A 22,115-nucleotide genomic window follows, 5' to 3' on the forward strand; every position below is an offset into this window, starting at 1 on the left:
AAACTATTTAAAAATAATGGAGGAATAAAAATGCAAATTCCAATTAAGAAAACACTCGATAAAATCCCAGGTGGTATGATGGTTGTTCCACTTTTCTTAGGGGTATTAGTTAATACATTTTGTCCACAGTTTCTAAAAATTGGTGGATTTACAACGGCATTATTCAGTTCAAGTGCATCATCAACAATTTTGGCTTGTTTTATGTTTTTAATTGGTTCACAAATCAATTTCAAATTAGCACCAAAGGCAATAAAAAAAGGTGCAATATTAATATCCGGAAAATTTTTAGTAGGTGCTGGTATTGGTATATTTGTAGGAAAAGTTTTTGGTCCTGCTGGAGTACTAGGTTTATCACCATTAGCTATCCTTTCAGCATTAACAAATTGTAATGGCGGATTATATGCATCACTTGCTTCTCAATATGGTGATGAAACGGATGTAGGTGCTTATGCTTTATTGTCTTTAAAAGATGGTCCGTTCTTTACATTAGTTGCGTTAGGTGCATCAGGACTTGCTCAAGTTCCTTTTAAGGCACTTGTAGCAGTAATGATTCCAATAGTAATAGGAATGATTTTAGGAAATGTTGACCCTGATATGAGAAAATTCCTTGGAAGCAGTAAAATGTTATTAATCCCATTCTTCTCATTCCCATTAGGTGCAGGAATGAACCTTGAAACTATTGTAAAGGCTGGAGGTCCTGGTATATTATTAGGAGTAATAGCTGCGTTCACTGGAATAGGAGCTTTTATACTTCTGAAATTATTTAAAGAAGAGCCTATAATTGGCCTGGCAACAGGGTCAACTGCAGGAAATGCTGTAGCGACGCCAGTTGCTGTTGCAGCAGCAGACCCAACACTAGCTGTTGTAGCAACAGTAGCTACTGCACAAGTTGCAGCAGCATGTGTAGTATCTGCTATCCTTTGTCCGTTTATTGTTACTTATACATTTAAATGGCTTAGTAGGAATAAAGCAAAAAAATTAAATAATGAAGCTGTTGCATCATAAAAAATGATTATTAAAATTTTACACCGAGTAGTCATGAGATAAATAAAGTAAAGCAAGCTCATGAATACTAAATTTAGTCTATGGGCAAGGTTAAATAAGATATATTAGATAGATGTTAAATTAAACACGGAGAATAGAAGACAATAATGAAAGAAGTGCTATATAATAGGATTGAAGTATCTATTCCTATATTAATCCTTCTATCTATATTCATGGTCTTCTATGATTCCGTGTTTTTTTAAGCTTTTAAGCAGAGAGCCAAAATCTTAAGTAGATATCCCAAATCTTAAGCAGGCATCCAAAATCTATGATTTTGAGATGATCGCTTACACAGAGTGCTGATTTTGAGATGATCACTTATAATAAAGTTGAGGTGATAAATGTGAAAAAAGCAATGAAGCTGCAAACAAAGCTTACCTTATTGATTATCACAGTAGTGTTTATTTCTATATCTATAATAATTTTTTTTGTTGCCTCATGGACGACTGAAAATATTGAAAGCAAGGCTAGAACTAATATTATGAATGTGGCTGAGATGGTAGCACATTCTAGAGAGATGGTAGATGCACTAGCGGTTAAGGACCCAAATCGAAAGATTGGACCTTATGTTAATATGCAGCTTAAAAATTTAGAACAGGTTGAATATATAATTGTAGCGGACATGGAGGAAATTAGATATTCTCATCCAAATCCTGAAATGATAGGGAAAAGGTTTATGGGAGGAGATGAATATAGAGTACTTCAAAAGGGAGAAACATATATATCTGAGGCTACAGGAACTCTCGGAAAATCCTTAAGAGCTTTTACTCCAATATATGATGCAGAAAATAAGAAAGAGATAGGTTTTGTTTCTGTAGGTACACTTACACACAGCATTGAAGCAGCTAAGCATACAGCTATTTTATATATAATTTTAATTGGTTTTGGTGGACTCATGGTAGGTATAATAGGGGCATTTTTATTGGCCAATAACATAAAGAACACTTTACTGGGACTTGAGCCTGAGGAAATAACAAAGCTTTATAATGAAAAGATGGGAATTCTTTATGCTATTCATGAAGGGTTAATAGCTGTTGATCATAGAGGTAGAATTACTCTTATAAATGATTCAGCCTTAAATATATTACACCTTGAAAATAAAGTTAATAAGAAGGATATTATAGGAAAGAACATAGAAGAGGTTATTCCAAATACCCGTATGGTTAATGTATTAGAAACAGGGGAATCTGAATTTGAAAAAGAGCAGAGAATAAATAATACCATAATAATGACTAATAGAATTCCTATAATGAATAGAGGGAAGGTTGTAGGAGCTATTGCTAGCTTTAGAGATAAAACAGAGGTGACCAGAATGGCAGAAGAGCTCACAGGTGCTAAAAAAATGGCCTGGTCCTTAAGAGCTCAAAATCATGAATTTATGAATAAGCTTCATACTATTTCGGGGCTTATACAGCTGGAAGAGTATGAGGAGGTTCTACAGTTTATATCAGATGTGGCAAAAGTAAGAAGTAATATAAGCAATATTTTAACAGAGAATATAAAGGACTCTTCTGTATCAGCTTTGTTACTGTCAAAGTATAACAAAGCCGAGGAGTGTAGAGTTAAGTTAAAAATAGATGAAAATTCAAAACTAACAAAGTTACCAGAGAATATGACTTCTGAAGAAATTGTATCAGTTTTAGGCAATTTAATAGAAAATTCTTTAGACGAAGTTAAAAATGATGGGACTGGATTAATATATATAAAAATAATTGAAGATGAGAATTTTTTAAATATAATAGTTAAAGATAATGGTGGTGGAATTCCAGTAGAATACAGAGAAAAAATATACGAGCAAGGTTTTTCAACAAAGGATGGGCAACGTGGACATGGAATGTATATAGTAAAGAAAATAATCGATGAGTCTAACGGTATAATAAAGTTTGATGTGGATAACGGTGTTCATTGGGATATAACTATACCAATGACAAGGTAGTAAAAGCCCTAAATGGGCTTTTACGGATAACTTGTGAGCGGGAACGAGCGTCTTAAGTTACCCAGTATTTCGACAAAGGAGGAAAAAGCTTGATTAAAGTAATGATTGTTGAAGATGATCCTATGGTTAGGGAAATAAATTCTAAGTTTTTAGAAAGGGTAGAAGGGTTTGCTTTATATAAAGCAGTTTCTAATCTTGATGATGCAAAAAAAATTATATCCATTAAAAAGCCAGATTTAATATTACTTGATGTGTATCTTCCTAAAGAAAACGGGATTGATTTCTTGAAGTGGATAAGAGGACAAGAGATAGATATAGATATTATTTTAATTACAGCAGATAAAACTATTGAAAGAGTACAGGAAGCTTTTAGATATGGAGTTGTAGATTATCTTATAAAGCCTTTTAGTTTTGAAAGGTTTAAAGAATCACTTACTCAATTTAAGGATAGGTATTATCAATTTAAAAAGAATGAGGTAATTGAACAAAAGGATTTAGATAAGCTAATATCCAGTTCCAATGTTTCTCAGAATGAAGATGATTTTGCTAAGGGACTTAATAAATATACCTATAGAGCTATATGGAATGAAATAGAAAAAGGTAATTATGAGGATTTTACAGCAGAGGATCTAGCAGAAAGATTAGGGATAGCAAGAGTGACAGTTAGAAGATATCTTGAATATATGGAGAAAGAAAATAAAATAGGTAAATTGGTGGAATACGGTAAAGTGGGTAGACCACAGCATAAATATCACAAAATTTAGTATAGAGGGATTAGGACGAAAGTTAACTTATACGCCAGAGTGTAAGTGAATTTTCGGCCTTAAAAACCTAAACATTCTCTATTATGCATATGTTATAATTAAATTAGGGAGAGAGTTCTACCAATGTGGTGGAATTATTCTCACAAAATAAAAAAAATAACTAGTCCTACGCTCTTAGTCAAAAGAATGTAGGACTGTTTATTGCTATAATAAAATTCTAATGTAGAATAGTGGGGTTATTTATATATTTATAGTTTATACAGTTATAGAATAATTATTACAGATTTTATATAATGTTGCTTAATATTCATTAAAGTGGTTATAATTCACTATGTATTCCTATATCGGGATAAATCCTTTACTAAGCTTATAGCTGGCTCATTGCCAGCTATTTTTTAATATGATTTTTATAATAGGCCCTGGCTAATTTAATGTCTATTGTTTTTTGTTTATTATTTCAATATTCATCATTTCTTTCTCTTCTGCTTCACTTAAGTCACCAAGAGTTCTAAAAACAAATCCCTCATTTTTTAAATATGTTATTATTTCAGGTAGTGATTCCACTGTAAAATGTTTGTAATAAGTATCATGCATAAGTATTACTGCAATCTTTTTGTTTTGGCATTGATTTTTGACATTTCTTTTTATTTTTCCAACAGGTACTTCGTGAGCATCTGCATCACCTGAGCAAACATTCCAATCTACATACTTTATTCCCTTATCATTTAAAGTTTTTTTTATTGAATCTAAGGTTGTTTTTCTTGCCATAGGATTATTAGATCCACCTGGAAACCTAATATAATTTATAGGCTCTTTATTAGTTATTTTTTGTATTGTATTTTTACATGCTTCATAATCATCCATGTAGGATTTTAGGCTTACATATATTTTTTTATAGTTATGTGAATAAGTATGTACACCAATGCTCATACCATTATCACTTAACTCTTTTAATATGGTGGGATTTTCTTCACACTTTATTCCTACTACAAAAAAAGTAGCCTTTATGTTGTTATCATTTAATATCTTTAATATTTTTCTTGTGTTATTTATACTAGGACCATCATCAAAAGTTAAAAACACCTCTTTAGGATACTCTGCCCTATATTGATTTTTGAAGCTATTATTAAACATATTTAGTTCATCTCCATATACACTAGTTCTGGTATTTACACACATAAATAATAATGTAATTATAAATACAATATATGGATACTTGGCGAATCTTTTCATGATGAAACACCTTCTTTTGTTTAAAATATTAAACCTTATCTAAATTATATGATAACCTATAATTAATAAATAATTATAGTAATTTATTCAACTTAAGATCTTTAAGATAATATTGGGAAATATATTTTTCCCTTCAAGATTTGAGACTATCGTCAAGAGGCTTAATCTTTTTTTTATGAATACATAAAAGTTTATTATTTGTTTAAACTATTTTTGTACCGTTGATCTTACCTTAATAATAAAGTGCTATTATTCATGGCAAATGTATTTTTTAGTTTAAAAAGCTGGTGTTATATTACCAGCTTATTTTTTTATAAGGGTTAAAATTGATGGAGAAACAGAAAATCTTGATAGAGAATCTGGTGAAGATCCATTAACGGCAGAGGATTTTGAAAAACGCATTTATGAAGATTCAATAGCGGAAAAAACTTTGTTTTTAGTTGCAGAAGTTGAAGGTAAAATCGTTGGTTTTACTCGTTGTGAAGGAAGTAAACTAAGTAGATTTATACATAAAGCAGAATTTGGGATATGTATATCGAAGGAATATTGGGGTCATGGAATTGGTAAAGCAATGTTAGAAAATATTTTGATGTGGGCAGATGCTGTAGGAATTGAAAAAATCTCATTAACTGTGGTACAGACAAATACAAAAGCGATTCAATTATATAAAAGATATGGATTTGCAGAAGAAGGATTATTAATAAAGGATCGTATTCATAAAGAAGGAAACTATTATAATACAGTTATAATGGGAAGGTTATTAGATAAATGATATTGCAATATTATATAAAAGCTATTTGGCTGTTGAATTTGCTCGAAAAAACCATGCTAATTCTCTTATTTAGCATGGTTTTTTATATTAAAAAAATCATTATAGTAGTGCTGTTTTTTATATTTTCATGCTTAATATTTCTCCTGGTAAACCATCTATTTCACACACTTTGTCTGAAACAAATCCATTATTAATTAAAATTTTTCGAGAAGGAATATTGTTAGGGTCTATAATCGCAGTAATTCTGTTTAGTTGTTTTTCTTCTTTTGCCTTTTTAACCAGAAGTCGAGCAACTTCATTACCAATCCCTTTACCCCAATACTCAGGCAATAACATATACCCAAGCTCTGCCTCTTTAGCATTCATCTCTTCAATTTTCAATTTAGCTAAACCAATAAAATTATTAGTTTTTAATTCCATTACTTTGAAACTGCCAAAAGACTTTTGTAATTCATTGTTACTCAAAAGCAAATTATAATTTCCTCTAGCTTCATCTAAAGGAATTGCTCGCTCAGTAATCATTGCCATTACCTTTTCGTCGCTAACTAATTTATAATATTTATCAAAATCTTCAACGGTAAATTTTTCTAGATATACTTTTTCATTCATTACTTTCTTTACTCCCCATTTGTATATTTATGGTTTATTTAAACTTTAGTTTTACTAGTTGATTCTGTAAGTATATATAAATTGTATCTGCTGTAATCGAAATTTTATCAATATCTTTTAAACTAATATAAATTCCATGAAAGTCATAGTAATTTCTTTCACCATTTTTACTTATTAGTCTAAGTATTCTTCCATGAGGCTCATCGAACAACTCATAGTCAAACTGATCAATACAGTAAACTGTGTCAAGCTCATATGCATTCACTATGGCTACCAAATTGGAATTTTTCATCTTATCTAGTGTTTTAAAAACCTCATCTAATGTAATTTGCTTCATAACTTCTATCCCCTCTTTAAATATAATTCTAACTGCCATATAGTTGCAGTATTACGAAGAAATGTTTTATTATTACTTATTATAGCATATTACAAAATGTGGTGAAAAGGCTTGTTTTCGAATTGGAAACGATAAATCCACTGATGCTGATGTTGAAAAATATGTAGATGCTCTCGTCTTAACATTAAAGAATATTCAAAGAGGTGATTCTAATTAACAGGCTCCTTTAGTAACACAATATAATAGAATAAAACAGCAGCTTATTGTTTAATCCTCAAGCTACTGAATTAAATTTTGTCCAGCAGCTTTTGGGGTAACTTTAATTTTTTACATATAACTTGGCTATTTACAATATATTAACAATGTATCTATAAAGTTGTCACCAAGCTGTCACAAACCATGGCTATGATATATATATATTAATTATTAAATTCCATCAAACATTAAAATTCAATTTAAATTTTGGAGGTCGTTAAAATGGTAAAAAGAAATTTAAAAGTAATGGCAGCTTTAGCTCTTGTAGTATCATTAGGTTCAGGATTTGTTACAGTTCATGCGGCGGCACTATCCAATAATGCAGCAGCTAATAATTCAACTAAGATAGAACATAAGGTAAAGAATAAAAAAGATAATGCTAATCCAATCTACTCAATATTAGAAAGTAAATTAGGATTTACAAAGGCACAAATACAAGATGCTGCAAAAGCTGGAAAGACAGCATTTGATTTAGCTAGTGAAAAAGGTGTTACTGCAGATCAGCTTAAATCTATGATTATTGATGCTCAGTCACAAAATATAGATCAAATGGTTAGCAAGGGTAAGCTTACACAAGATAAAGCTAATACTATGAAAGCTAATTTAAAAACTAAGATGCAAAACTGGAATGGAAGTTTAAAACAGGCAGAACATAAAAAAGAAGGTTCTAACCCAACATATTCAATATTAGAAAGTAAATTAGGATTTACAAAAACACAAATACAAGATGCTGCAAAAGCTGGAAAGACAGCATTTGATCTAGCTAGCGAAAAAGGTGTTACTGCAGATCAGCTTAAATCTATGATTATTGATGCTCAGTCACAAAATATAGATCAAATGGTTAGCAAGGGTAAGCTTACACAAGATAAAGCTAATACTATGAAAGCTAATTTAAAAACTAAGATGCAAAACTGGAATGGAAGTTTAAAACAGGCAGAACATAAAAAAGAAGGTTCTAACCCAACATATTCAATATTAGAAAGTAAATTAGGATTTACAAAAACACAAATACAAGATGCTGCAAAGGCTGGAAAAACAGCATTTGATCTAGCTAGTGAAAAAGGTGTTACTGCAGATCAACTTAAATCTATGATTATTGATGCTCAATCACAAAATATAGATCAGATGGTTAGCAAGGGTAAGCTTACACAAGATAAAGCTAATACAATGAAAGCTAACTTAAAAACTAAGATGCAAAACTGGAATGGAAGTTTAGGTCATAAAGACGGTGGAAAATAAATTAATATAAGTAATAAACTCAAAAGAGGACTTATTAATAGGTCCTCTTTTGAGTTTATTTTGATTATCCATTCATTATTATTCCTAATATTTCGCTTATTTCAATGTAAACTTTTCTATTTTTATAACATTTGTATATACTTGAAAAACTTTAATAGTATCTCTATTTAATAAAAATTATTGAATTGATTTTCAATAAGGAATAAAATAAAATTATGGAAAACTATGTAGAATGAGTGAATAATGAAGCAAATGAAAGCACATAAAAAATAGAAAACAAGGAAGGAGAAGCTATGAATAATTCAAAATATCAAATTAAAAATACTATAAGTAAACAAATATAAATTAATTTATATGCCATTGTTCATCGGATTGCTCGCTATCCTTGCAATAAGTACAATTAGTTATTACACAAGTAAAAATTTGCTGTTAACGCAGATGAAACAAAATGGAGTAAACCTTGCTAGACAAGCTATTCTACAGGTAGAAGAAAATACTGTTTCATTAGAAATGGTTAATAAAATGATAGAAGAAAAAATTAGAATAGTTGGAAAAGATGTAATGATAGATCAAAAAAATTTAAGTAATGATCTATTGAAAAAAATCGCAAAGGATCTAGGTGTAGACGAAATATACTGGTATTCCCCAGAAGGAACGATTATTTATTCAAATATTGATGCCTATTTGGGCTGGACGGCATTAAAAGGTCATCCTGTAGAAAACTTTAGAATAAGTAGAAAAAATGAATTGATGGAAGGAATAAGAAAGGATACAGAATCAGATAATTATAATAAATATGGATACTTAAGAAATGCTGATGGTAGCTTTATTCAAATAGGTATAAGAGCTAATGAAGTCGAAAAACTCACACGTAAATTTAACTATCAAACTTTAGTAGAAAAATTAGCGCAAGAAGAAAATATCGTTCATGTACTTTTGGTTGACAAAAATTTTAAAACTATTGCAGACTCTAATATAAAAGATGTAGGCATTGTATATGACAAGGATAAAGAGCAAGAAATGCAAGAGGCGCTAAAAGGGAATATATCTACGAAAGATTCATATTACACGAAAGCAGATACAAAAGTATTGACAATATATTTTCCTGTGACTCAGAATGGAGAAATCAATAACGTTCTTGTACTAAGCCTTTCTACGGGAAAGGTTTATTATTCCATTTATATGCTTTTTATAAGGTCATCTATTATAGCAATTATAATGGTTTTAATGCTTTTATGGGTGAAAAATAAAAATATTATTAAGCCAGTAAACCAATTAAATCAATGCATTAACCAAGTTGATATAGAAAAAAATATAAAATATAGATTATCTTTAGTAGAAGGTGATACTTTTTTAGGAGTAGCTTCTTCCATAAACAATATATTAGACAAGACAGAGGACTATTTTTTTCAAATAAAAGAACATCAGCAAGAATTAGAAGCATCAAACGAAGAAATATCAGCAACCTATCAACAGTTAGCAGCATCAGATGAAGAGCTGAGAGCTCAATATGATGAAATACAAAACTATACAGAAAAACTAGAAGATTTAAAGGAAAAATTAGAATACATTGCTTATCATGATTTTTTAACAGATCTACCGAATCGAAGAAAGTTTATAAAAAAATTAGAAGAAGAAATAAGTGAAAATAAGTCTGGTGTGGTAATGCTGCTAGATCTTGATAACTTTAAAGGGATTAATGATACTCTAGGTCATAGCTATGGCGATAAAGTATTAAAAAAAGTGGCAGAGGAGCTTGAAAATATCAAAGATGAAAGAATGTTTGTATCAAGATTTGGTGGAGATGAATTTTTTGTTTTAATCGAAGGCGAAAAGGATGCTGCTGAAATTGAAAATTATGCTAAACGAATAACAAATATATTTAAAAATAAGCTAATAATTGAAGAGGAGGAAATCTATATAAGCTGTAGTATGGGGATTACTCTATATCCTTTTGATAGCCATGAAGTTATTCAATTGCTTATGAATGCGGATATGGCTATGTATAAGGTAAAGAATGCAGGGAAAAATAGCTATATGTTTTTTAATGAAACAATGACAGAAAAATTACGGGAAAAGCTTAAAGTAGAAAGAATTTTAAGAGAGGCTATAAAAAAAGATGAATTGAAACTATTATATCAGCCACAAGTATGTACATTTACAGGAAAAGTTGTTGGCTTCGAAGCTCTTTTAAGACTAAAAAATAGTTCTATATCCCCAGGGCAGTTTATACCAGTAGCAGAAGAAATGGGGATGATTATAGAACTTGGAAGATGGGTAACGAAAGAGGCAATCAACCAAATAAGCATGTGGAAAAAGAAGGGTTTTGATATAAAGCCTATTGCTATTAATTTTTCTGCAAAACAATTAAATGACTTAAATTATATAGAGTTTCTAGAAAATACATTAAAAGAGGCAAATGTAGAAGCTAAGTATATAGATATAGAAATTACGGAAAGCATATTTTTAGAAAAAAAAGAAGAAACTATAGTATTTGTTAATCAATTAAAGGCATTAGGAGTAAAAATTGCGCTAGATGATTTTGGTACAGGCTATTCCTCACTCAGTTATTTAACCTTTTTACCAGTAGATAAAATAAAGTTAGACAAGTCCTTAAACGATAAATTTTTGGAATTAGAAAATATAAAGGTAATGTACAGTTTAGTTTCTCTTGCCCACAGCTTAAATCTAGAAGTAGTAGCAGAAGGTATAGAGGAAGTATCACAATATAGATCTCTAAAGGTAGCTAGTTGCAACTATATCCAGGGATATCTTTTTAGCAAACCATTAGAGATTGAGGAAGCAGAAAAAATATATCATGATAATTTTTTAGACAAGATTCATTGATTTTTCAAAGAAAGAGAAGTAATAAAATATGAGATTAGATAAATTTTTAGCAGAGTCATCCATTGGAAGAAGGAAAATGGTTAGGACTTATATCAAAGAAGGTATGGTGAAAGTAAATGGAGATGTGATAACAGAACCTGCAATAGAAATTAAAGAGAGTTCTGATGTTATTGAGTATCTTGGTAAAGTAGTTGCTTATACTGGAAAAGTATATTATATGTTTAATAAACCTGCTGGCTGCATTACTGCAAGAAAGGATACAGTTAATAAAACAGTATTTGATTTTTTTGATAATGTTAACATGAATGGAGTATTTCATGTTGGAAGATTAGACAAAGATACAGAAGGATTATTGTTACTTACCAACGATGGTGAATTTGAACATCAATTAATGTACCCACAAAAGCATGTTGAAAAAACTTATTTTTTTTGGGCGTTGGGTTCTTTAGAGGAGGAAGATAGGAAGCAATTAGAGCAAGGAATTTACATCGGAAAAGGTGAAATACTAACGAAACCTGCAAAAATAGAAGTGAAAAAATGTGGAATGTATAAAGAGTTTAAGCATGAAATGCCTATTGAAAATTTATACAATATAGATTCAAACCATTATAATCAGCCCGTCGTTTCTGGATATCTTACTATTTCAGAGGGTCGTAAGCACCAAGTGAAGCGTATGTTAAAGGCAGTAGGCTGTTATGTGGTGTATTTAAAGAGGGTTGCCATTGGCGGATTAATGTTAGATGAATCATTGAAAAAAGGTCAGTATCGATTCTTAACAGAAGTGGAAATTCAAAATCTATTGGGAGAATATTACTAAGTAAAAATAAATAAATTTCAAACCTAGCAAGCTTGAGATATTTTATAACAGGCATTAAGGCCGCTATTAAAATTGTTAGTATTCCTAACTTATTGCATATGATTTTGTGGCTTACCATAGATTGCAAGAAGATTGAAAAAAATAAATATTTAAAATATACACAATATATTGACAATTTAGATGCGTGGAATTATAATAATATCAAGATAACTAAATTAGTTATTAAAAAATATTAATCAAAAACATACTTTTAGTTTTTAAAGTAGCTAATTTTAAACTGAAAGTAAATATAAAAGAAGAGAGGTGAGTCCACCAAAACAGTAGGTAACCCAAATGTGTGATTAAATTAATTTTTAAGTCAAGAACTCAAATTAAATTTATTTTTGAAAAAATTTTGACTCAGTAATTTTAGTTTTTAGTTTAGATTAAAGTTATATGTCCTTTGTTTATTTAAATGTTCAATAGTTATTCTAAGTTCAATGAGTTTAGTTTAAAGAATTCAAGTTAGAAAGAGTATGAAAATAGTCAGTAAGTTTTAAATTTAAACCAATAAGAATTAAGTCTGAATAATTATAGAAATTTTTCTTACTATAGTGAGGATTGAGTTACAAAGTTAATTAATCAAGTTGAATTGAAAGATTTAGATGTCACATTTAGGAAAAGTGTTTAAGGTGATTATTATTTGAAAAATAAGTTTGTAAAAGGATAGAAACCAGAGCACCTAAATTAGTATTATAGGTAATCTGGTTTCTGTTTTGTTAGATATTCTATTTTATTACTAAGTCTCTAAATATTTTAACGTCTTCTTCACCAATGAGTTTTAAAGAAAATATCGCATCACAATTTAAAAAGATTTCTTCTCGAGATGCGGTTTTACAGCCGACCGCTTCATTTTTCATCGCTTATGCCTAAACTCATTCCAAAATTATGTTCTACTATAAGTTAGTTATTAAAGTTATCTACATGTTCAGGCAATAAATCTACTCGTCTTTCACCGGGAAAGCTTGGAATGATAAGACCTAATTTCATATTCTTATACCTCTATCTTAATTTAGTGAAAATTTCAATTTGAATTTTATCATCAGTATTTACAGGTTATGTTGAACTTAACCAAAACATATGATATAATTTTCTTGAAAAGGGGAGCTTGCGCTGCAGGCTGAGAGGAAGTGTATGCTTCGACCCATAACTTGATTCGGATAATGCCGACGTAAGGAAATATTTTAGTTATACTATTTTCGTATATTTTTATGAGTATAAATGGGATATGCCTTGTTCGGTATATTCCATTTTTGTGCTTCAAGGAGTAATTCTTGGTGAGCGGAGGGGGAGCGCCCTGCGCTTTATGGCAAAGTACAACTAAATAGCGAGGGAACTTGTGTTTCAAGGTGAGAGGAAGCTTTTGAGCTTCGACCGACCGATATGATCAATGTCATATAGGAAATTGCTATTTGGTTATGCTAAAATTATGCCTCGCTTGTGGTGTTTATTTCCTATATGACATTTTGGGAAATAAATATTATTAAGGAGGTTTTTATTATGGAAAGAAACTCAAAATTATTAAAAAAACTTATGCTGGCAATGATGGTAGCAATGGGAGTTGTAATTTCACCGATTCTTCGAGTTGAAGGAATGTGTCCTATGGCACATTTTATTAACATCGTATGTTCTGTCATTCTTGGACCCTGGTATTCATTGCTTTGTGCTACACTAATTGGTGTGATAAGAATGGCTCTCATGGGAATTCCACCTCTAGCTTTAACGGGTGCAGTTTTTGGAGCCGCTTTATCTGGAATTTTGTATAGAGCATCTAAAGGCAATTTGATTTTTGCGGTTATAGGTGAGGTCGTAGGAACTGGTATTATAGGAGCTATAGTCTCATATCCTGTTATGACACTTATTTGGGGGAGAACAGGGCTTACATGGATATTCTATGTTCCGTCATTTATTATGGCCACACTTATTGGAGGAACAATTGCATTTGTTTTCCTAGGAGCATTAAGCAGAACAGGTATGCTTGCAAAAATTCAGAGACGTTTGGGGGCAGAAGTTTATGATAAACCAAGAAGTAACAATAGACAACCTATTGCAAATAAGACAGAGTGTTAAATTAAAAAAACCTCTTATCCACTGTATTACAAATCCAATTTCAATAAATGATTGTGCAAATATGGTGCTCGCTGTTGGTGCAAAGCCCATCATGGCTGAGCACCCATTAGAAGTTGCTGAAATTACCTCCGTTTCTAAATCTCTTGGGGTTAACCTTGGGAATATAACAGATATCAGAATGGAATCTATGCTGATTTCAGGTAAAACAGCTTTTGAAAAGAAAATTCCACAAATAATTGACCTTGTAGGTGTGGGCTGCAGTAAGCTTCGCCTAAATTATGCAAAGAAATTTATTTCAGAGTGTCGTCCAAGTGTTATTAAGGGTAATATGTCTGAAATAAAAGCAATCTGTGGTATAAAAAGCAGTGCAAAAGGAATTGATGTTGGAGCAGGTGATGTTGTAACAGAGCAAAATTTTGATGAAAATATAGAAGTGCTAAAGGCGCTGTCGCTGCAAACAGGTTCTGTTATTGTAGTAACAGGAGTGGTAGATATAATAACAAATGGTACTCATACATATTTAATAACAAATGGCTGTGAAATGCTTTCAATGGTAACAGGGACAGGATGTATGCTTACCGCGCTTATAGCAAGCTATATTTCATCAAAGAGTATACTGGAGGGCACTGTTCTTGCAATAGCTCTTATGGGGATATGTGGTGAACTTTCTCAGCATGTTAAGGGCACTGGAAGTTTTAGAACTGAGCTTATAGATAATATGTTTAGTATTTCTGATGATATGATAATAAAAAAAATAAGATGTAAATTAAAATAAAAAGAGATTATATTTTTATAAAAGGCATGTAACATTTTATTTTATTTGAAATATTATGATAAAGGGACTAAAAATTAAGGAGGTTACTTAATGAGTAACTATAGAAATAATGATAAAAGTGATTCATGCCCTAATATAATACATTACTGTCCATATAGTGCTAAACATCAGTTTCAATGTCCATTTAGTAATTTTTACAGGCAAGGGTTAGAAGGATTTCAAAGACAGCAGCAAGGTCCACCAACAACACCGCCACCTAGTTTTACTCCTCAGCTATCGGATGTACCAGAGGTAAGTTTGATGGCAGTGGATTCTGGAGCAATAGCACCTTGTGTATATAGATTTTCATATATATGGCTAAACAATGGCCAATCCTTCTGGGCATATCTTGTATATGTAGGAAGAACATCAGCTTCTGGTTGGAGATATATAGGAGGAAGATGGGTATACTTTGGGGTGGATTTAAAAGAAATTAAAAACTTTATTTGCTATTAGTATTATAAAAAATTACTATAACTTAGATGGTAAAATGAAGTAATATCTATACTTTTAGGCCCTCAATGTAGTTAACTACACTGAAGGGCCTTTATTTGAACATATTTAGCAGTTATAGTTAATACAGAGAAATCAAATTTGTACCAGGTATAGATGCAAACATTCTTGAAGAAACAAATTTTTGACCATCCCAAGAGAGCAAGTTTTCAATATAACCAAGAGTGTCGCTATTAGTGATACCAATAATACGCTGGAAAGCAAGTAAATCATAAGCATTAATTTTTTCATCATTTACAATTGGAACTAATGCACCTAAAGCGAGGACTTCTCCCTGTACAGGTTTCTTTAATTTACCTTTTTCATCGTAATATTGAGATACATAATCATAGCCTTTATAGCTTACGTCTAATGTAAAAAGCTTATTTAGCATAACATTACCTACATCAACTTTATAGAGATCAGCATAATCTACTTTATACTTATATTCTTCATTGTACTTGTCAAAGTTGAAAATTTCTTGAAGATTATTATTTTTAAATGAATAAAGATAGAAGAAGCCATATCCACCGCTGCCACCTGAATCAATGCTTACTTTTATATCATCTATATTATCCTTTGTAAAGTCACCAAGAAATAATCTAGGATTATATCCTGAATTAAATGCAGGAGTAATGGTTTTTGTCTCATTTGTACGTCCATCCTCAATTACAACAATAATGTTGTCAGTAAAAACTCCTGTAGCGCCTTCTGGTTTGCTGCCGTACAGAGATACCTTATCTGGTATAACATCTCCAGTTACATCGCCGATTTTTATATCAAGTAAATATGTGTTTTGACGAAAAGATTTTATATGAGGATATCTACGAGAGCTTCTAATATAATAGTGTGAAAAAGTTCCCCAATTTTCTATTCTATTAAATTGCGGGTTTGTTGACATGAAGTGGACTATTATTGGAGCATCGTTTAATTCAGGATGTGCACTAAAAAATTTTTTATCGCCATATTGGATAGCTTCTAAGACGAGTGGTAGTTCGCGTCTAAAAATATGATTTCGTATAGCTGTTGCTCCTGAGCCAAATTGTCCATCTACATATAAATACACGTAAAAAAGATATTGGTCTCCAACCTTAATCCATTCACTAAGCACTTCATCTCTCATAGCGTTAACTTTATCATAGGCATATGTTAATCCAATAGTTAAGAAAAGTTCTGCAGTTATATCAGAATGGGTAAGTGTGTAGCGTCTGGGTATAATAGATTCTGTAGTAGTAATCCCTTCTCTAAATTCTACTGAAAGTTTTTCAGGGTTTAATTTGCTCATTTAATTCCTTCCTTTAAATATCTCTCATGAGAGTATTATATGATGGTTACAGTTATTATGTTAGCAAATCCTTCTGGTTCTAAATAGAGTTCAATTTTCTAGTTTGAAACCCTATATTCACGTTATTCATATGTTTGGAATATTATGTACTGTACCAATTTGAGGTAGGAGGAGATGTTTCTATATCCCGCAAAAAGGAGTAGGTGCATAAAATAACTATGAGAGGCCAAGTGTCATTGAAGGGTTAAGCATGCTCTACATGAAATTGGGGATATGCTTGGTCACATAGAAAAAGCTCTTCTTGTCCTAAATCTTAATGATAAGGGTGAGGTAATTGAGGAAAGGAAAATATCAAGAAGTGAAAGCAAGAACTATGGGAGGACTTACTGACGTTCCTGGCATCCTGGTGGGAAACGCTGAGGACGAAAGCGGTCGTACGGGGTGTACGGTGATTATCTGCCCGGATGGAGCAGTTCCTGGCGTATCCGTAGTAGGAGGTTATCCCGGTACCCAGCAGACGGATATTATTCGCCCCGGCACCAAAGAAGATCCTGTGCATGCTATCCTCCTCACAGGTGGCAGTAACTTTGGGTTGGCAGCGGCGAGCGGGGTGACACGCTGGCTCTTTGAGCATAGTATCGACCTGGTACCTATCGTACCTGCAGCGGTCATTTTCGACCTAGTCTTCGCTAAGGGCTCAACTCCGCCTGATGCGGACCTAGGCTATGCTGCTTGCCAGGCTGCAAATTCCGGTCCTATAGCAGAAGGGAATGTGGGTGCTGGGGCAGGAGCGACAGTGGGGAAATTCTACGGGACACCGATGAAAGGTGGACTGGGCACTGCCTCTCTTCGCATTCCTGGCGGACCGGTGGTGGCAGCTCTAGCGGTAGTTAATCCTCTCGGAGACGTATGGGATCAGGGACGTATTGTCGTCGGAGCACTATGTCGTAATGGAACTTTTGTTAATCAGACCCGAGCGATGCTGGCGGGTGTACCTTCACCGCTGTTCAGTCAAACCATGAACACTACAATTGCGGTAGTGGCTACCACAGCACAGTTGACCAAGGCAGAGGCTAGCCGGGTGGCAACACTTGCTCAAGATGGAATGGCTCGAGCCATCTCTCCAGTGCACACTCAGTGGGACGGTGATACGGTCTTCTGCCTAGCGCTAGGTTCAGACACCAATTACCTGAAAGGTGACGCCGCCATTACGGTGGTGGGTACAGCTGCGGCGACGGTACTGGAGAAGGCCATTATACGGGGAGCACTAGCGGCACAATCAGGGACATGCGCATAAAAGAAAAATTTATAGATTGACAAATAATTAATGGAAAAACTTTCATAATAAAAAAAGAACCTCCTTTTGTAGATTTCTCATGAGAATCTATTAAACCAAAGGAGGTTCTTTATATTTATAATAAAATATTTTTTAATAAATTAACGTCTGAGAAGTAAAAACTTGTCTTTTTATCTTTGATTAAACATTAATGTATGTATATCTGAATTATCAAATAAGTGTGAAAAGATATATAATTTAGAATAAAATTTAACACAATGAAAATGTAAGTTAACACATAACTAATTAATTGAAAAATATTGGTTGATTTTATTATAAAGATGTAAATTGAATTATTTTACAATTTATACAAAAAATGTTAAAATAATAAAAATACCATAAAATCACAAATGATAGATTGATTGAATATACCCATAAGATATTAAAAAAGATAGATATCAAAAACAGTTGTCAATCTATTTTTGATATCTGCAATTAAATTATTTAAGGGGGGATAGCAATGAAAAGAAAAAAAATTCTTGCTGTTATGTCTTTGCTAATGACGTTATCAATTGGGATAACTGGCTGTGGAGGCACCAGTACAACAACAAAACCTGTTCAAAAACAAGACTTAAAAAACACTGTAACTGAAATTGTACAAGCAAAGGACCCATCAAAGGTACCAGAGGCTGCTAAGAATAGGAAAGATACCATAATTGTAGGATCTAATGATGCACCAAAGGGAAATCTTAATGCGTTAACAGCTCAATCTATGTATGATCAATATGCCTATGAACTTATATTTGATACTTTAGTATCAAACGATGAAGAAGGCAATCCAGTTCCAGTTGTAGCTGAAAAATGGGATATATCACCGGATGGAACAAAATACACTTTTCATTTAAGAAAAGATGTAAAATTTAGTGATGGTACACCTTTAACAGCAGAAGATGTGGCATTTACTATTACTGCGCTATGTGATCCTAAATATGATGGACAAATATCTAATCAAGCAGATCACATAAAAGGATATAAAGAGTACAATAAAGGTAATGCTAAAACAGTAGAAGGAATTAAAGTAATTGATCCTTATACTATAGAAGTTACATTAATTAGTCCAAAGGCTAATGCTATTTGGGATTTGGGTGGATTAACCATACTATCCAAAAATATTATGGTTTTGAAAAAGGAAATTTCCAAAAACTTAAGGATTTAGATCAAAAGCCAATGGGTTCTGGCCCTTACATTATGAAACAGTTTAAACCAGGACAAGAAATAGATTTTGAAAGCAATCCTTCCCATTGGAGAGGAGCGCCAAAAATAAAAAATGTAATAATGAAGAAAACAGACGCTTCTACTATGATTCAGGAGTTGACTACAGGAGGCGTTGATATAAATCTAATTCCAGCAAAGCCTGAAAATATTGCTATGCTAGACAAAGCAGGATTTATAACTAAGCAGTTTTACCCAGACAATGGCTATGGATATATGGCCTTTAATTTAAAAGACCCAAGATTCCAGGACAAAAAAGTTCGTCAAGCTTTAATCTATGGTTTGAATAGACAAGGCTTTGTTGATTCTTATTATAAAGGTTATGCAGAAGTGTGTAATCAACCATTTTCACCAGCACAATGGGCATATAGTGATGAGGTAAATCAATATAAATACGACCCAGATAAGGCAGGAAAAATGCTGGATGAAGCAGGATGGAAACTAAATAGCTCAGATGGCTATAGATATAAAGACGGAAAGAAATTTACAATAAACTGGTTAACTTATACAGGTAGTAAATATGAAGATGCACTAATATCAATAACAAAGGACAGCTGGAAAAAGATTGGTGTAGAAGTAATTCCTCAATCTATGGATTTTAATACTTTACTTGATAAGTCAGATAAGAGAGAGTATGAGATGTATAATATGAAATGGAATCTTGTAGTAGATCCAGATTCTACACAAATATTCCACAGTTCGCAGGACGTACCAGGTGGATCAAATAACATGGCTTTTCACAATGGTGACAGTGATAAACTCTTAGAAGACGGATTAAAAGAAACTGATAAGGCAAAGAGAAAAGAAATATATAATAAATGGGCTAAACTTATAAATGAAGAGTGTCCATATATATTCTTAGATCAAAATAAAGACCTTTGGGGAGTAAGCGCAAGAGTTCAAGGCATGAAGATATCACCATTTAGGGATTGGACATATGATATGTACAAGGTAGAATTAAAATAACTATTGAATAATTTAGTTATGCTCAGAAAATTTCTGAGCATAACTAAAAATTTGGAAATTTAGGATAACCTGATTTTTAGGCAGAGGTTATCCATTATTATATACAACTGTTAAGGCATATGAAAATATAAAATGAGGGGGAAAAAGATGAGACAATATATAATTAGAAGATTGCTTCAAATGATACCAGTGCTTATAGGTATATCCTTGCTCGTATTTTTCGTACTTGCAATGGCTCCTGGAGATGCAGTAACTTCAATTAATCCTCATGCCACCGCTGAGCAAAGAGCAGAGCTTAGACATAAAATGCATTTAGATGAGCCTAAAATTGTGCAATACGGTTATTGGGTAAAAGGAGTAATTCACGGGGACTTAGGTGAATCTTATTTTTATAAGCAGCCTGTATCAAAAGTTATGAGTAATTTTATATGGAATTCTTTTTATTTAGCATTAGCTTCTTCAATAGCCAGTATATTAATTGCAATTCCGATAGGAGTCATATCTGCAACAAAACAATATTCTTTCTTTGATTCATTTTTTACTATATTTGCTCTTATAGGTACATCTATACCAACCTTTTTCTTTGGGTTACTACTAATTAAATGGTTTGCAGTAGATTCAAGCATCTTTCCAGTATCAGGCATGTATTCACCTGGAAGTACAGCTACTGGGATATCAAAATTTTTAGATTGTATGTATCACATGTTTTTGCCTTTTATTGTACTAACCTTTGCAAGCGTAGCAGGTATAATGAGGTATATGCGTTCTAGTATGTTAGAGGTTATAAGACAAGATTATATTAGAACTGCTAGAGCAAAGGGACTAAAAGAAAAGGTTGTAATATATAGACATGCTTTGAAAAACGCCCTTATTCCCGTAATAACTCTTTTAGGATTTTGGATACCTGGACTTTTTTCAGGAGCTATAGTTACAGAGCAAATATTTAGCTGGCCAGGAATAGGTCCTGTGCAGGTTATAGCTACAAATGCCAGAGATTATCCCTTACTTATGGCAATTACTATGTTGCTTGCAATTTTAACCCTACTTGGAAACTTGATTGCGGATGTAGCATATGCAGTAGTTGATCCAAGAATTAGGTTAAAGTAGGAGGGTGTGTCATGGAAGTTAAAGTTAAAATTGATACAGGCAAGCCTAGAGAAGAAAAAATATTGAGTCCGGGGAGAGTTATTTGGAATAGGTTAAAGAAAAATAAGCTGGCAATCGCAGGGTTGGGAATATTGATATTTATGATATTGATGGCAACAGTTGGACCTATAATATCCCCTTATAAAATGGATACTATAGATTTAACTAATATATCTGCTCCACCTTCAATACATCATTGGCTTGGTACAGATGAAACAGGAAGAGATATCTTTACAAGGTTAATGTATGCAGGCAGAATCTCTCTTGCCGTTGGGATTTTTGCAGTAATAGTTGAAATAGTTTTAGGAAGTATTCTAGGAGCAATAGCAGGCTTTTATGGAGGATTAGTGGATTCTATAATAATGAGAATAGTTGATATATTCTTATGTGTTCCTTTTTTACCTATATTAATGGCTCTTGGAGCACTTATGTTAGATTTAAAGGTAAGACCTGAAAATAAAATGTTTGTAGTTATGTTTATTATAGGAGTTTTAAGTTGGCCGGGACTTTGTCGTTTAGTTAGAGGACAAATTCTATCTTTAAGGGAACAAGAATTTATGCAGGCAGCAGAAGCACTAGGATTAAAAAATAGAAGAAGAATATTTAGACATTTACTGCCAAATACCTTTGCTTCTATTATAGTTACAGCTACTTTAGGCATAGGAGGAGCTATTCTTACAGAATCTACCTTAAGCTTTTTAGGGCTTGGAGTAACACCACCTACACCATCTTGGGGCACTCTAATTCAATCAGTTCAAAATATGTATACACTTCAATATGAGCCATGGAACTGGATTCCTCCTGGAGTGTGTATACTTTTAACGGTTATTGCAATAAACCTTTTTGGAGATGGCTTAAGGGATGCTATAGACCCAAAGCTAAAGAAGTAGGAGGTATTCAAA

Annotated in this window: 17 protein-coding genes, 2 pseudogenes and 1 riboswitch; of the genes and pseudogenes, 15 read left to right on the forward strand and 4 right to left on the reverse strand. The window is 32.3% G+C overall.

Features of this window, described 5'->3' with window-relative positions; all coding sequences use genetic code 11:
* The first annotated feature begins 30 nt into the window (after positions 1-30).
* The 3 genes from RCG18_RS15660 to RCG18_RS15670 all read left to right on the forward strand — a co-directional run bounded on the left by RCG18_RS15660 (position 31) and on the right by RCG18_RS15670 (position 3,744).
* Positions 31-1,005, forward strand: coding sequence for a 2-keto-3-deoxygluconate permease (locus RCG18_RS15660; RefSeq protein WP_308036976.1), 975 nt, complete (start codon positions 31-33; stop codon positions 1,003-1,005).
* Positions 1,006-1,387: 382 nt separating this feature from the next.
* Positions 1,388-2,980: a sensor histidine kinase gene (locus tag RCG18_RS15665; protein ID WP_308036977.1), complete on the forward strand. Its 1,593-nt coding sequence runs from the start codon at positions 1,388-1,390 to the stop codon at positions 2,978-2,980.
* Positions 2,981-3,069: 89 nt separating this feature from the next.
* Positions 3,070-3,744: a response regulator gene (locus RCG18_RS15670; protein WP_308036978.1), complete on the forward strand. Its 675-nt coding sequence runs from the start codon at positions 3,070-3,072 to the stop codon at positions 3,742-3,744.
* 435 nt (positions 3,745-4,179) lie between these two features.
* Here the strand turns inward: RCG18_RS15670 and RCG18_RS15675 are convergent, their stop codons facing one another.
* Positions 4,180-4,977, reverse strand: a complete 798-nt coding sequence (locus RCG18_RS15675; protein WP_308036979.1) for a polysaccharide deacetylase family protein — start codon at positions 4,975-4,977, stop codon at positions 4,180-4,182.
* Positions 4,978-5,290: 313 nt separating this feature from the next.
* Between RCG18_RS15675 and RCG18_RS15680 the strand changes: the two are divergent.
* Positions 5,291-5,749, forward strand: a pseudogene (locus tag RCG18_RS15680) (N-acetyltransferase family protein); the annotation flags it as partial.
* Positions 5,750-5,866: 117 nt separating this feature from the next.
* Here the strand turns inward: RCG18_RS15680 and RCG18_RS15685 are convergent.
* Both RCG18_RS15685 and RCG18_RS15690 read right to left on the reverse strand, forming a co-directional pair.
* Entirely contained in the window at positions 5,867-6,358 is a 492-nt protein-coding gene (locus RCG18_RS15685; RefSeq protein ID WP_308036980.1) for a GNAT family N-acetyltransferase, read from the reverse strand.
* A 34-nt stretch (positions 6,359-6,392) separates the two neighbouring features.
* Positions 6,393-6,695, reverse strand: coding sequence for a hypothetical protein (locus RCG18_RS15690; RefSeq protein WP_308036981.1), 303 nt, complete (start codon positions 6,693-6,695; stop codon positions 6,393-6,395).
* 477 nt (positions 6,696-7,172) lie between these two features.
* Here RCG18_RS15690 and RCG18_RS15695 point away from each other — a divergent pair, with 477 nt between their 5' ends.
* The 6 genes from RCG18_RS15695 (at position 7,173) to RCG18_RS15720 (ending at position 15,232) form a co-directional block, all read left to right on the forward strand.
* Positions 7,173-8,189, forward strand: coding sequence for a hypothetical protein (locus RCG18_RS15695; protein WP_308036982.1), 1,017 nt, complete (start codon positions 7,173-7,175; stop codon positions 8,187-8,189).
* Positions 8,190-8,627: 438 nt separating this feature from the next.
* A complete protein-coding gene (locus RCG18_RS15700) occupies positions 8,628-11,036 on the forward strand; it encodes an EAL domain-containing protein (RefSeq protein WP_308036983.1) in 2,409 nt (802 codons plus the stop codon).
* A 28-nt stretch (positions 11,037-11,064) separates the two neighbouring features.
* Positions 11,065-11,853, forward strand: coding sequence for a pseudouridine synthase (locus RCG18_RS15705; RefSeq protein ID WP_308036984.1), 789 nt, complete (start codon positions 11,065-11,067; stop codon positions 11,851-11,853).
* 1,129 nt (positions 11,854-12,982) lie between these two features.
* Positions 12,983-13,087, forward strand: a riboswitch (TPP riboswitch).
* Positions 13,088-13,392: 305 nt separating this feature from the next.
* Positions 13,393-13,962, forward strand: a complete 570-nt coding sequence (gene thiW / locus RCG18_RS15710; protein ID WP_308036985.1) for an energy coupling factor transporter S component ThiW — start codon at positions 13,393-13,395, stop codon at positions 13,960-13,962.
* The gene (thiM, locus tag RCG18_RS15715; RefSeq protein WP_308042043.1) at positions 13,940-14,737 is read left to right on the forward strand and encodes a hydroxyethylthiazole kinase; all 798 of its coding nucleotides are present in this window, start codon (positions 13,940-13,942) and stop codon (positions 14,735-14,737) included. The genes thiW and thiM overlap by 23 nt, the downstream gene beginning before the upstream one ends.
* 90 nt (positions 14,738-14,827) lie before the next feature.
* On the forward strand, positions 14,828-15,232 hold the full coding sequence (locus tag RCG18_RS15720) for a hypothetical protein (RefSeq protein WP_308036986.1): 405 nt from the start codon (positions 14,828-14,830) through the stop codon (positions 15,230-15,232).
* A gap of 871 nt (positions 15,233-16,103) precedes the next feature.
* Here RCG18_RS15720 and RCG18_RS15725 read toward each other — a convergent pair.
* Positions 16,104-16,553: pseudogene (locus RCG18_RS15725) on the reverse strand (staygreen family protein); the annotation flags it as partial.
* Between the two features lie 373 nt (positions 16,554-16,926).
* On the opposite strand from RCG18_RS15725, the gene RCG18_RS15730 reads away from it, so the two are divergent.
* The 5 genes from RCG18_RS15730 to opp4C all read left to right on the forward strand — a co-directional run bounded on the left by RCG18_RS15730 (position 16,927) and on the right by opp4C (position 22,103).
* On the forward strand, positions 16,927-17,850 hold the full coding sequence (locus tag RCG18_RS15730; protein WP_308042044.1) for a P1 family peptidase: 924 nt from the start codon (positions 16,927-16,929) through the stop codon (positions 17,848-17,850).
* A gap of 499 nt (positions 17,851-18,349) precedes the next feature.
* Entirely contained in the window at positions 18,350-19,045 is a 696-nt protein-coding gene (locus RCG18_RS15735; RefSeq protein WP_308036987.1) for an ABC transporter substrate-binding protein, read from the forward strand.
* A 32-nt stretch (positions 19,046-19,077) separates the two neighbouring features.
* The gene (locus tag RCG18_RS15740; protein ID WP_308036988.1) at positions 19,078-20,067 is read left to right on the forward strand and encodes an ABC transporter substrate-binding protein; all 990 of its coding nucleotides are present in this window, start codon (positions 19,078-19,080) and stop codon (positions 20,065-20,067) included.
* A gap of 147 nt (positions 20,068-20,214) precedes the next feature.
* A complete protein-coding gene (locus RCG18_RS15745) occupies positions 20,215-21,174 on the forward strand; it encodes an ABC transporter permease (RefSeq protein WP_308036989.1) in 960 nt (319 codons plus the stop codon).
* Positions 21,175-21,185: 11 nt separating this feature from the next.
* Positions 21,186-22,103, forward strand: coding sequence for an oligopeptide ABC transporter permease (gene opp4C, locus RCG18_RS15750; RefSeq protein ID WP_308036990.1), 918 nt, complete (start codon positions 21,186-21,188; stop codon positions 22,101-22,103).
* The last annotated feature ends 12 nt before the right edge of the window (positions 22,104-22,115 follow it).

The organism is Clostridium sp. OS1-26 (genome assembly GCF_030915445.1).
Taxonomy (GTDB): domain Bacteria; phylum Bacillota; class Clostridia; order Clostridiales; family Clostridiaceae; genus Clostridium_AM.

Bases quoted from the DNA above. Each gene is read 5' to 3' on its own strand.
- RCG18_RS15690 (WP_308036981.1), bottom strand. From the start codon at position 6,695: ATGAAGCAAATTACATTAGATGAGGTTTTTAAAACACTAGATAAGATG.
- RCG18_RS15660 (WP_308036976.1), top strand. From the start codon at position 31: ATGCAAATTCCAATTAAGAAAACACTCGATAAAATCCCAGGTGGTATG.
- RCG18_RS15700 (WP_308036983.1), top strand. From the start codon at position 8,628: ATGAAACAAAATGGAGTAAACCTTGCTAGACAAGCTATTCTACAGGTA.
- RCG18_RS15685 (WP_308036980.1), bottom strand. From the start codon at position 6,358: ATGAATGAAAAAGTATATCTAGAAAAATTTACCGTTGAAGATTTTGAT.
- RCG18_RS15740 (WP_308036988.1), top strand. From the start codon at position 19,078: ATGAAACAGTTTAAACCAGGACAAGAAATAGATTTTGAAAGCAATCCT.
- RCG18_RS15720 (WP_308036986.1), top strand. From the start codon at position 14,828: ATGAGTAACTATAGAAATAATGATAAAAGTGATTCATGCCCTAATATA.
- RCG18_RS15675 (WP_308036979.1), bottom strand. From the start codon at position 4,977: ATGAAAAGATTCGCCAAGTATCCATATATTGTATTTATAATTACATTA.
- RCG18_RS15705 (WP_308036984.1), top strand. From the start codon at position 11,065: ATGAGATTAGATAAATTTTTAGCAGAGTCATCCATTGGAAGAAGGAAA.
- RCG18_RS15695 (WP_308036982.1), top strand. From the start codon at position 7,173: ATGGTAAAAAGAAATTTAAAAGTAATGGCAGCTTTAGCTCTTGTAGTA.
- RCG18_RS15735 (WP_308036987.1), top strand. From the start codon at position 18,350: ATGAAAAGAAAAAAAATTCTTGCTGTTATGTCTTTGCTAATGACGTTA.
- opp4C (WP_308036990.1), top strand. From the start codon at position 21,186: ATGGAAGTTAAAGTTAAAATTGATACAGGCAAGCCTAGAGAAGAAAAA.
- RCG18_RS15730 (WP_308042044.1), top strand. From the start codon at position 16,927: ATGGGAGGACTTACTGACGTTCCTGGCATCCTGGTGGGAAACGCTGAG.
- thiW (WP_308036985.1), top strand. From the start codon at position 13,393: ATGGAAAGAAACTCAAAATTATTAAAAAAACTTATGCTGGCAATGATG.
- RCG18_RS15745 (WP_308036989.1), top strand. From the start codon at position 20,215: ATGAGACAATATATAATTAGAAGATTGCTTCAAATGATACCAGTGCTT.